The following is a 10,936-nucleotide window of genomic DNA, read 5'->3' as shown; positions in this document are numbered from 1 at the left end:
GGAAGGGACGGAGGCGGCGGGTCAGCTGACCGCAGCAGCCGGGGAACCCAGGGCACCGGTCAGCGCGGCGAAGGCGGCCCCGGCCGTCGCGTCGGAGTGCACCGCGCGGTCCCACACCATGCGCAGCCGCAGTTCCGGGCCCTGGGTGACGGACACCGCGAAGGGGCCGCGCACCGCTCTGCCGTCGATGTGGATCTCCCGGCCGGTGACCCCGCCGAGCCGGAGCGGGGGCCGCCGCCGGGCGTCGTCCACGGTCAACAGCCCGTCGAGACCGCCCCGCCAGCCGGACCCGGCGGCCCGTGCCGCGTGCACCACCGCGTCGAACGGCGTGCCGGCGTGGTCCAGATCGTCCCACCACGCGCCGGCCGTCTCCTCCGGCGTCACCGGGCCCGTGCCCGTCGCGGTGGGAAAGACCACGGTGTTGAGGAAGCAGCCGAGCACCGGTGCGGCGCCGGGGGGACGGCCGCCCCACGGATAGCCGAGCGGCACCACGTGGCCCTTCCCGTACAGCACCTCGGCGGCGGCGCGGCAGGCGTCGAGCAGCTGGGGGAAGGACGTCCCGGTCTCCGGAGCGGGTACCCGCCGCTCGGCCGAACCGCTCGGCAGCCCGTCCTGCGCCGGGCCCTGCGGCCCGTTCGCGGACCGCGCCCGTTCACCCACCGCGCGGAGCCGGTCGCCCCAGTACGCCATCGCCGCCGGCGAACCCGCCCGGTCTTCCGCGGCCAACTGCAGGAGTACGGCCTCCCGGTAGGCGTCCAGCTCGGCGGCCGCGTCGGCGGGCGACGGGCCGTCCGCCGCGCGGCCCGCGGCGTAGGCGGCGCCCAGCTCCTCGACGATCCGGTTCAGCGACTGGCCGTCGCACGCGGTGTGCTCCAGCACCACGGCGAGCACTTCCCGCGGCCCCTCGGCACCCGGCCCGCCCTGGCCGTCGGGCCCGTCGGGTCCGTCCGGCCCCTCCGCGCCGTCCAGGCCGTCCGCCGCGAGGAACAGCCGCAGCGGCGCTCCCTGCGGGGCCCAGTCATGCAGGACCCGCCGCAGCGCGGCCGCCGCGTCTTCCCCGGGCACCCGGGAGACCCGCGTCACCGGCACCTCCGGCGGCCCCAGTCGGAGCACCGGGGTGCCCCGCAGCACCTCAGGACGGGCGCGCAGGACGGGATGCAGTACGGCGAGGCGTCGGGCCGCCGCGGCGAGGCGCGCGAGGTCCACCGTGCCGCGCGGGAAGGAGAAGAACATCGGCACCAGGTCGGGCCGCCCGGCCGGGTCCATGGCCCGGACGAGGACGAAGCGCCGCTGGGCACCGGTGACCGGCAGCAGGGCCGGGGCCCCGTCGCTGTCGGCACCGCCGACGCCGTCGTCGAGCCGGCGGAAGCGGGCCAGGTACTGGCTCGTGATGCTGTGCACGGAAGCCTCTCTGGGGAGGGAGAAGTGAGGTGGGGGAGGCGGGGAGAACGGGGACGAGGGCTGGGGACGGGCGCGCGCTCTAGCCGCGCCCGGCGGCCTCGACCTGCTGGCCGGCACCGGCACCGGCGCCCTCGTCCGACTCCTCATCGGTGGCGTCCAATTCGCCCTCAGCAGACGGGAGTTCGCGCATCGTCCGCAGCGGCGAGAGCAGCAGCGGCAGCGGTACGACGAGGAATCCCGCCGCGCACCACACCAGCGCCGCACGGGCGCCGTACGCATCGGCCAGGGCACCGCCGACCAGCGCGCCGAGCGGCAGCGTGCCCCACATCACGAACCGTAGGGTGGCGTTCATCCGGCCGAGCAGCCTGGGCGGGCAGACCGTCTGCCGGAAGCTGACCTGGGCGACGTTGTAGACGACCGCCCCGAAGAAGACCACGCCGGAGCCGAGCGCGAACAACGAGGCGCCCGCGCCGCGCCCGGACAGCGGCCACAGCACCGCGAACGGCCCGGTGACCAGGGCGGACAGCCAGATGATCCGGGCCCGGCCGAGCCGTGCGGCGAGCGGGCCGGCGCACAGGGCGCCCGCCAGGCCGCCGAGCGCGGCGGCGGACAGCACCAGGCCGACGGCCGCGGGTGCCAGCCCCAGCTCCCGTACCAGGAAGACGGACTGGGTGGCCATCAGCATGGCGGAGAAGAGGTTGGCCAGCCCCGTGGCCAGGGCGATCACCCGCAGCAGGCGGTGGCCGAACACGAAGCGCAGCCCCTCGCCGACCTCCTTGCGGAGCGAGGCTCCCGTTACGCGTTCCGGCAGGCTCTCCGGCCGCTTGATGCGCCACAGGAAGAGCGCGGAGAGCGCGTAGCCGCAGGCGTCCGCCACGATGGCCAGCGGCGCGCCGAGCAGCTGCACCAGGCCACCGCCCAGCCCTGGGCCCGCGACCTGCGCCGAGGAGCGGACGGTCTCCAGCGCTCCGTTGCCGGCGACCAGCTGTTCCTTGGGCAGCAGTTGCGGTACGAAGCTCTGGTGGGCGACGTCGAAGAAGACCGTCGCCACACCGGTGACCAGGGCGACGACGTACAGCTGGGCCATCGTCAGCATTCCGGCGACGGCGGCCAGGGGAATGCTCGCCATGGCCACGGCCCGCACCACATCGGCACGGATCAGCAGCGGCAGCTTCCGCATCCGGTCGACCCAGGCTCCCGCGGGCAGGCCGACCAGCAGGAACGCGGCGGTCTCGGCCGCGGTGAGCAAACCCACCTGGAACGCGGGCGCGTTGAGCTGGAGTACTGCGACGAGGGGCAGCGCGACCAGGGTGACCTGGGAACCGAAGAGTCCGGCCGCGGCTCCGGTGAGGAGCAGGCGGAACTCGGGCATGCGCAGCGGGCCGCTTGTGGCGGCTCGGGGTCTGACGGGCATGCCGATGACATTCGGGGACCAGGCGATCTCCGGTCAAAAAGAAGAGCGTAGTTTCAGACGCTTTTCTTCACCAATTACGCACACGCGCCGGAAATTTTCCGTCAGATTCTGGCAATGGCGGGATGTCCGGCGTCTGTGACGCCCTGGCCCGTCGGCAGGTCCGGTCGGGCCGACGGCGGATCACGGCCCCTCTGGGCTGCACGCAACGTCATGAGTCGCAATCTGACCGAAAACTGCCATCGATGTCCCTTTATGAACGGAACCCCGCGCTTCACCCGCTATGCGGTCGCCGCCCGCGCTCGCGGACCTCACTCCGGAGTCACTGCGACGCGTCGGCTGGCCTGGGCAGTACGCCGCTTCCTGGGCCGCACGGAGATTGGGCCGTCACCGCACTCCGCGTAATACCCAGCCGGGCAAAGGCGACCGGCGTCAGCGCACCGCAAGCACGATCTTGCCCTTGACGCGGCCGGTCTCACTGAGCTCATGTGCCTTGCCGGCCTCCTCCAAGGGGAGCACCTGGTCGACGACGACCTGCAGCGCGCCGCCTGCCACCAGCTCGCCGATCTCCTGGAGGTCGGAGCCGGCCGGGGTGAAGCCGAACTCCACGTAACGCAGGCCGAGTGCGGCGGCCCGTGCCCTGACGGCCGTGCGGTCCGGACCGGTGCCCCTGATGTCGAGCAGCACCCCTTGCGCGGTGAGGGTGGCCAGCGACCGGGGCCCGTACGCCCCGCTGATGGGGTCCAGCACCACGTCGATGTCGCGCGCCACCTCCTCGAAGTCGACGGTGGTGTAGTCGATCAGCTCGTCGGCGCCGAGCCCGCGCAGGAAGTCGTGCTTGTCCTGCCGGGCGGTGCCGATGACATAGGCGCCCCGGGACTTGGCGATCTGCACCGCGAGATGTCCGATGCCGCCGGCCGCCGCGTGGATGAGCACCCGCTGACCGGCCCGGACGCCGGCGATCTTGACGAGCGGCTGCCAGGCGGTGAGCGCTGCGGTCGGGAGCGCCGCGGCGTGCAGATGGTCCAGGCCCGGCGGGACGAAGGCCAGGGACTCCTCCGGTACGGCCACGTACTCGCAATAGGTGCCGCGCGGCGGCAGTACCGCCGCGAACACCGCATCGCCCGGCCGGAACCGCGTCACCTGGCCGCCCACCGCTGCCACCACGCCGGACAGGTCCAGCCCCAGCACGAACGGCGGCTCGCCCAGCCTGCCCAGCAGGCCCGAACGCCGCTGCCGGTCGGCCGGGTTGACCCCGGCGGCATGCACCCGCACCAGCACCTCGCCGGGCCCGGGCACCGGCCGCTCGGTCTCGACGACCTCCAGTACCTCCGGACCGCCGAACACCCGCTGGCTGACCGCCCGCATACCGCTGCTCATCTCCCCGCCTTCCTCACCCACTCCGCCGTGGCTGGTCGGCCACGGCCTCATCCTGGAAGAAGGCGGTACCCGTTGTGAAGTAGGCACCTGTTTGATATCTAGGTACCTCATGGATACCACTACCCGAGCCGACTGGCAGCTCACCTATCGCCGCGACTGCCCCTCGCGCACCGTCATCGAAGTCCTGGCCAACAAGTGGGCCTTGTACGTCCTGGGCGCCCTGCGGCGCTACGACCGGCCGATGCGGTTCAACGAGCTGCGGCGGGTCCTCGACGGCATCACGCAGAAGATGCTGACCCAGACCCTGCGGGCCCTCGAACGGGACGGCCTGGTCAGCCGTACCGTCTATCCGACCGTCCCGCCGCGCGTGGAGTACGAGTTGACCGCGCTCGGCGTCGAGGCCGGGCAGCTCACCGCCGCCATCGCCGACTGGTCCGTGGCGCACGCTCAGGAAATCCTCACGGCCCGCGGCCGGTTCGACGAACGGGACGCCGCCCCGCCGGCGCCGGTGCGGTAACCAACGGACCTGGAAGTTCCCTAACGCCCCGCCCTGCGCTTGTTCCAGACGTCGAAGCCGACCGCGGCGAGCAGTACGAGGCCCTTGATGACCTGCTGGTAGTCGGTGCCGATGCCGACCAACGACATGCCGTTGTTGAGGACACCGAGGACCAGGCCGCCGATGACCGCACCCATGACCGTGCCGACGCCGCCACTCATGGAGGCGCCGCCGATGAACGACGCGGCGATGGCTTCGAGTTCGAAGTTCAGGCCGGCCTGCGGCGTACCCGCGTTCAGCCGGGCCGCGTAGACACAACCGGCGAGCGCTGCCAGGACACCCATGGTGACGAAGACGCCGAACGTGATGCGCTTGTCCTTGACGCCGGACAGCTGCGCGGCCGCCTTGTTGCCGCCGAGCGCGTACACATGCCGTCCGACGACCGCATTGCGCATCACATGACCGAGGGCGAGCAGCAGACCGCCCATCACGAGCATCACGACCGGCACGCCGTGGAAACTGGCCAGCGTCAGGGTGAAGGCCACGACGGCGGCGGTGAGCGCGGTGCACCTGGCCACCCACAGACCGGTCGGCAACACGTCCGGTGCGAGGGCGAGTTGGCGGCTGCGCTGCCGCCCTTCCCGTAGCAGCAGGAGCACGACGGCGCAGAGGCCCAGCGCGAGGGTGGGGTTGTGGTACTGCGTGTACGGGCCCACCTCCGGGAGGAATCCCTTGGCGAGGTCCTGGAAGCCGTCCGGGAACGGCGCCAGGGACTGGCCCGCCAGCACGATCTGCGTCGCGCCGCGGAACAGCAGCATGCCGGCCAGCGTCACGATGAACGACGGGATCCCGAGGTACGCGATGAAGAAGCCCTGCCAGGCTCCCGCGACCGCCCCGATCAGCAGCGAGAGGAGCAGGGCGGGTACCCACGGCAGGTCGTGCTTGACCATCAGTACCGCCGCCATCGCGCCGACGAAGGCGACCAGTGAACCGACGGACAGGTCGATATGGCCCGCGATGATGACGATCATCATGCCCATGGCCAGGATGAGGATGTAGCTGTTCTGCTGGATCAGATTGGAGACGTTGTTCGGCAGCAGCAGCGTGCCGTCGGTCCAGATCTGGAACAGCACGACGAGGAAGACCAGGGCGATGAGCATGCCGTACTGGCGCAGATTGGCCCGGGCGCTGCGGAACAGGAGGGCCAGGGTAGGCGGTGGCGCGGGCGGGGCCTCGGGGGGAGTGCTCGTGGTGGGGGTCATGGCGGGGCCTCAGCTCCCGTTCTCGGTCGTACGGCGCAGGGTCATATGGCGCATCAGGACTTCCTGGGTGGCCTCGGCGCGGGAGACCTCACCGGTCAGCCGGCCCTCGGCCATGGTGTAGATCCGGTCGCACATCCCGAGCAGTTCGGGCAGGTCGGAGGAGAGGAAGAGCACCGCCTTTCCGCGGGCCGCGAGGTCGCCGATCACGGTGTAGATCTCGTACTTCGCGCCGACGTCGATGCCGCGCGTCGGCTCGTCGAGGATCAGCACCTGCGGGTCGGTGTGAATCCACCGGCTCAGCACGACCTTCTGCTGATTGCCGCCGGAGAGCCGGCCCACCTGCTCGGCGACCGTGGGGGTCTTGATGGTGAGGGCCGTGCGGTAGTGCTCGGCGACCCGGCGTTCGTGGTGTTCGTCCACGAAGCCGCGCAGGCCCTTCCGCCGGCCCGTGTCGTGACGCCGCATATTGGGCAGCGAGGCCAGGGAGATGTTGCGCTGCACGGTGTCGAGGAGGTTCAGACCGTAGCGCTTGCGGTCCTCGGTGACGTAGGCGAGGCCGGCGGCGATGGCCGCCGGTACGGTTCCGGTGTCGGCCTCGCGGCCGCCGACGGCCACCGTGCCGCCGACGTACTGCCCGTAGGAGCGCCCGAAGAGGGACATCGCGAGTTCGGTGCGGCCCGCGCCCATCAGCCCGGCGAGGCCGACGATCTCGCCGCGGCGCACGGTGAGCGACACCTCGTCGACGACCGTGCGCCGATGGTCGACCGGATGCCGTACGGTCCAGCCGTCGACGGCGAGAGCCACCTGGTCGGCGTCCTCGCCCCGGTAGGGAGTGCGGTCGGGGAAGCGCTGGTCGAGATCGCGGCCGACCATGCCCTGGATGAGGCGTTCCTCGGACAAGAGCGGTGCAGCAGAGCGACTTTGACGTACCGTCAGGGTTTCGATCGTCCGACCGTCGCGCAGGATGGTCACCGAGTCGGCGATCGCCCGGATCTCGTTGAGCTTGTGGGAGATGACGATGCCGGCCACGCCCTGTGCGCGCAGCTGGCGGATCAGTTCGAGCAGATGAGCGCTGTCCTGGTCGTTGAGCGCCGCCGTGGGCTCGTCCAGGATGAGCAGCTTCACCTCCTTCGACAGGGCCTTGGCGATCTCCACCAGCTGCTGCTGTCCCACGCCCAGCTCCGCGACCGGCGTCTGCGGCCTCTCGCGCAGCCCGACCCGCTCCAGCAGCCGGCTCGCCTCGCGGTAGGTGGCGTGCCAGTCGATGGTGCCGCGGGCCGATCGCCGCTCGTTGCCGAGGAAGATGTTCTCGGCGATCGACAGCTGCGGCACCAGCGCCAGCTCCTGGTGGATGATGACGATGCCGCGCTGTTCACCGGCCCGGATGTCCTTGAAGGCCACCGGCTCGCCCTCGAAGCGGATCTCGCCCTCGTAACTCCCGTGCGGATACACCCCGCTGAGGACCTTCATCAAGGTGGACTTCCCGGCGCCGTTCTCCCCGCAGACGGCGTGGATCTCGCCGGCCCGTACGGTCAGTTGCACCTCGCAGAGCGCGGTGACGCCGTTGAAGCTCTTCGTGATGGCGCGCATCTCCAGGACGGGTCGCGCCCGCTCGGCCGTCGGCCGCGGCTCACCCACGGGCCGGGTCACCGTAGCTGTCCCGCGGTGAAGTAGCCCTCGCGCACGAGGAGATCGGTGTTCCCCTTGTCGATGCTCACCGGCTTCAGCAGATACGCCGGCACGGTCTTCTTCCCGTTGTCGTAATCGGTGGTGTTGTTGACCTCGGGTTTCCGGCCGTGGAGTACGGCGTCGCCCATCTGCACGGCACGGGCGGCGAGTTTGCGGGTGTCCTTGAAGACCGTCTGTGTCTGCTCCCCCCGGATGATGGACTTCACCGAGGCCAGCTCCGCGTCCTGGCCGGTGACGATCGGCAGGTCCGCGCCCCGGTAACCGGCGCTCTTGAGGGCGGAGATGATGCCCAGCGAGATGCCGTCGTACGGGGACAGCACCGCGTCGACCCTTTCCGCGCCGTAGTTCTTGCTGATCAGGTCGTCCATCCGCTTCTGCGCGGTACCCCCGTCCCAGCGCAGCGTGGTGGCCTGGTTCATCCTCGCCTGCCCGCTGCCGACCACCAGCTGCCCGCTGTGCAGGTAGGGCCTGAGGACGTCGAGCGCGCCGCGCCAGAAGTAGCGGGTGTTGTTGTCGTCGGGCGAGCCCGCGAACAGTTCGATGTGGTAGCTCTTGCCCGCGTCGCTGCGGGGCCGGCCCAACTTCAGCTTGTCGACGAGGTACTGCCCCTGGAGGCGGCCGACGCGTTCGTTGTCGAAGGACGCGTAGTAGTCGACGTTCTTCGTGCCCATGATCAGCCGGTCGTACGCGATCACGGGGATGCCGGCGTCGTGCGCGCGCTGGAGTACGTCGGTGAGCGCGGAACCGTCGATGGCGGCGACCACCAGCAGCCGGTGCCCCTCGGCGATCATGTTCTCCAACTGGGCGACCTGGTTCTCGACCTTGTCGTCGCCGTACTGCAGGTCCGCCTGGTACCCGGCCTTGCGGAACTGCTCCGCCATGTTCCGGCCATCGGCTATCCAGCGCTCGGACGCCTTGGTGGGCATGGCGATGCCGATGGTGCCGCCCGTACCGCGGTCGGGCCGGTAGCGGCTGCCGCCCCTGGCCTCCTGGCCGCAGGCGGTCAGCGAGACGGCGAGCAGGGCGGCGCTCGCGGTGACGAGGAGGGTGCGGGAGCGCATGGGATCAGTCCCTTTCCGGTACGGGGAAGCGGTGCAGCCGGCCCGGGAGGCGGGCGCCCAGCGGTGACATCCCGCCGTCCGCGCCGTGCCGGGCCAGCAGGTCCAGGACCAGGCGCCCACGCCGGACCCGTTCCCGGGCGGTGGCGAGGGCGTGCTCGCGCAGGTGCGCGCCGTAGGGATAGATGCCGGACGCGTTGCTCAGGCCGAACTTGAGGTACAGGGGCGCGCCGCGCCGGATCAGCTCGGCCGTCTCGTACATCCGCACATAGCCACCGAGGTCGTCGGGCGCCTCGACGTACAGGTCCATCGGGGCACCGCTGACCCGCCGGATCTCGGTGAGGTGCTCCGCAGTCAGGTCGGAGGGCACGTTGAGGGAGTCGGCGCCTAGCCGCTCGTACACGGCGAACGAGGCGGGATTGACCGGCCCGGAGAGGGCGGACAACTTGAAAGTGGTGTCGGCGGGCAGGCGCCGGGCCGCCCGCAGCCGGTGCAGCGTCCACAGCACGCCCTCGTCCGCCACCAGCAGACAGCGCACCCCCAACTCCGTGGCGCGCAGGGCGTCTTCGACACATCCGGCGAGGCCGTCATGGCCGCGGGCGCGCAGGCCCGCGCCGCCGGAGCAGGTGCGGGTGGAGCCGCCGATGTCCCAGGTGCCGCGCGGACCGGTGAACAGACACAGCTCGATGTCGTGCGCGACGCACGCCCCGGCCATCTCGGTGATCTCACCGTCGGTGAGCATCCACACGCCACTGCCCTGACTGATCCGGTGGACCGGCACCTCGAGCCGGGCGCTCTCCTCCAGCACGACGGACAGCGCCTCCGGGCCCTCCACCGACGGGATCTCGGTCCGCCAGACGCCGCCGTCGGGAAAGGCGTGCGGTGAGGCGTCCGCGGGATCGGCCGGGGGAGTGGGATGGCCGATGCGGGCGAGGGCGTCGGCGCCGGGGCGACGAGGTTCGGACTCTGATGGGGCGGTCACGAGGCTCCCATGGTGGAGTGTTCGGTATCTCGGACGGCGTTCGGAGTGGTGGGTGTGCGGATGCCTTTTCAGGGGGCGGGGTGTACGACGGCGCGTGGGGTGCGGTGGTACGGGGCGGGCGCGGCTCCCGTACCACCGCACGTCTCAGGAGGGCGGCAGCACCTCACATACGGCAGTGACTCAGGGGCGCAGCAGCACTTTTCCGGTCCCCGGATCGCCGTCGCCGACCAGCGCGATGGCCTCGGCGAACCCTTCCAGGGGGAATTCATGGGTGATCAGCGGTGCCGGGTCGAGCAGTCCGCGGCTGAACGCGCGCACCGCGTACAACCAGGCCGACGACGGCGCCCCGAAGATGCTGCGGATCTCCAGCTGGCTCAGGGACAGGTGCACCGGGTCGATTCCGGCCGCGCCCGGCGGGAACACCCCGGTGAGCACCACCCGGCCGCCCCGGCGGGCCAGCAGACAGGACGAGGCCGCGGTCGAGCGTGCTCCCGCGGTCTCCACGACCAGATCGAAGCAGCCGTTGCGCTTCGCCGCCTGCTCGGGCGTGCACACCGCGGTCGCGTCGAACCGCAGCGCCTGGGCGCGGCGCCCGGTCCGGGGATCGACCACCACGAGCTCGGCGGGTTCCGCCGCGGCCAGCAGCTGCACCGCGAGCAGCCCGAGCGTGCCCGCACCGACCACCGCGATCCGCTCACCGGGCCGCGGCCGCCCGGCCCGCACCGCCGCGGCGACCACCGCGGCCGGTTCCAGAAGTGCGGCGGCCCGCAGATCGGCGTCGTCGGGCAGCGGATGTAACAGCTCGGCGGGCAGGGTGAGATGGTCCGCGAACCCGCCCGGCTCGGTGAACCCGGTCTCGGCGTACCCGCCGGTGCACAGGCTGGTCTCGCCGGCCCGGCACCGCTCACACGCCCGGCATGCCCGGAACCCCTCGGCCACCGTCTTGCGCCCCATCAGCGCCGGATCGACCCCCGCGCCGACCGCCGCCACCGTGCCCGACCACTCATGACCGGGCACGACGGGATAGTGGACGTACCCGGCGTCGCGCCGGCCGTCATAGACCTCGCGGTCGCTCAGGCAGATCCCGGCGGCGGCGACCCGCACCAGCACCTCACCCCGCCCGGGCTCGGGCACCGCGCCGTGCACCAGCCGGTGGTGCCGGGGGCGCTCGACGACGATCGAGCGGCTGAGCTCCGACCCACGGTCCCGTCCCACCGCATCCCCGTCCGCCGCCCGGCCGCCGGGGCCGCCGCCCGC

At 71.7% G+C, this 10,936-nt stretch carries 9 protein-coding genes; 1 reads left to right on the top strand and 8 read right to left on the bottom strand.

Going from position 1 to position 10,936, the window contains the following annotated elements; all coding sequences use genetic code 11:
* Positions 1–21: 21 nt before the first annotated feature.
* From ACGF4C_RS09110 to ACGF4C_RS09100, 3 genes are all read right to left on the bottom strand, one after another.
* Positions 22–1,401 carry a non-ribosomal peptide synthetase gene (locus ACGF4C_RS09110; protein ID WP_393564604.1) on the bottom strand — a complete coding sequence of 460 codons (1,380 nt, stop codon included), beginning with the start codon at positions 1,399–1,401 and terminating at the stop codon, positions 22–24.
* A 79-nt stretch (positions 1,402–1,480) separates the two neighbouring features.
* Positions 1,481–2,773 (bottom strand): MFS transporter, encoded by a 1,293-nt coding sequence (locus tag ACGF4C_RS09105; protein ID WP_393564603.1) that lies wholly within the window; start codon positions 2,771–2,773, stop codon positions 1,481–1,483.
* A gap of 471 nt (positions 2,774–3,244) precedes the next feature.
* Positions 3,245–4,192 (bottom strand): NADP-dependent oxidoreductase, encoded by a 948-nt coding sequence (locus ACGF4C_RS09100; protein ID WP_393564602.1) that lies wholly within the window; start codon positions 4,190–4,192, stop codon positions 3,245–3,247.
* Positions 4,193–4,301: 109 nt separating this feature from the next.
* On the opposite strand from ACGF4C_RS09100, the gene ACGF4C_RS09095 reads away from it, so the two are divergent.
* Positions 4,302–4,709, top strand: a complete 408-nt coding sequence (locus tag ACGF4C_RS09095) for a winged helix-turn-helix transcriptional regulator (protein ID WP_393564601.1) — start codon at positions 4,302–4,304, stop codon at positions 4,707–4,709.
* 20 nt (positions 4,710–4,729) lie between these two features.
* On the opposite strand, the gene mmsB is transcribed toward ACGF4C_RS09095, so the two are convergent.
* From mmsB to ACGF4C_RS09070, 5 genes are all read right to left on the bottom strand, one after another.
* Complete coding sequence (gene mmsB / locus ACGF4C_RS09090) at positions 4,730–5,950, bottom strand: multiple monosaccharide ABC transporter permease (RefSeq protein WP_393564599.1); 1,221 nt, start codon at positions 5,948–5,950, stop codon at positions 4,730–4,732.
* Positions 5,951–5,959: 9 nt separating this feature from the next.
* On the bottom strand, positions 5,960–7,540 hold the full coding sequence (locus ACGF4C_RS09085; protein WP_393565002.1) for an ATP-binding cassette domain-containing protein: 1,581 nt from the start codon (positions 7,538–7,540) through the stop codon (positions 5,960–5,962).
* Positions 7,541–7,596: 56 nt separating this feature from the next.
* Positions 7,597–8,700 carry a multiple monosaccharide ABC transporter substrate-binding protein gene (gene chvE / locus ACGF4C_RS09080; protein WP_393564597.1) on the bottom strand — a complete coding sequence of 368 codons (1,104 nt, stop codon included), beginning with the start codon at positions 8,698–8,700 and terminating at the stop codon, positions 7,597–7,599.
* Positions 8,701–8,704: 4 nt separating this feature from the next.
* The gene (locus ACGF4C_RS09075; RefSeq protein ID WP_393564596.1) at positions 8,705–9,679 is read right to left on the bottom strand and encodes a hypothetical protein; all 975 of its coding nucleotides are present in this window, start codon (positions 9,677–9,679) and stop codon (positions 8,705–8,707) included.
* Positions 9,680–9,859: 180 nt separating this feature from the next.
* Positions 9,860–10,894, bottom strand: coding sequence for a zinc-binding dehydrogenase (locus ACGF4C_RS09070; protein WP_393565001.1), 1,035 nt, complete (start codon positions 10,892–10,894; stop codon positions 9,860–9,862).
* Positions 10,895–10,936: the final 42 nt, after the last annotated feature.

This window comes from Streptomyces sp. NPDC048197, from assembly GCF_043202395.1.
In the GTDB taxonomy this organism is placed as follows: Bacteria; Actinomycetota; Actinomycetes; order Streptomycetales; family Streptomycetaceae; genus Streptomyces; species Streptomyces siderophoricus.
Note: the sequence above shows the minus strand (reverse complement) of the source record. Positions and strands in the feature narration are given on the sequence as shown.

Excerpts from the sequence above, each read along its gene's own strand:
- ACGF4C_RS09105 (WP_393564603.1), bottom strand. The coding sequence starts at position 2,773 with ATGCCCGAGTTCCGCCTGCTCCTCACCGGAGCCGCGGCCGGACTCTTC.
- ACGF4C_RS09100 (WP_393564602.1), bottom strand. The coding sequence starts at position 4,192 with ATGAGCAGCGGTATGCGGGCGGTCAGCCAGCGGGTGTTCGGCGGTCCG.
- ACGF4C_RS09095 (WP_393564601.1), top strand. The coding sequence starts at position 4,302 with ATGGATACCACTACCCGAGCCGACTGGCAGCTCACCTATCGCCGCGAC.
- mmsB (WP_393564599.1), bottom strand. The coding sequence starts at position 5,950 with ATGACCCCCACCACGAGCACTCCCCCCGAGGCCCCGCCCGCGCCACCG.
- ACGF4C_RS09085 (WP_393565002.1), bottom strand. The coding sequence starts at position 7,540 with ATGCGCGCCATCACGAAGAGCTTCAACGGCGTCACCGCGCTCTGCGAG.
- chvE (WP_393564597.1), bottom strand. The coding sequence starts at position 8,700 with ATGCGCTCCCGCACCCTCCTCGTCACCGCGAGCGCCGCCCTGCTCGCC.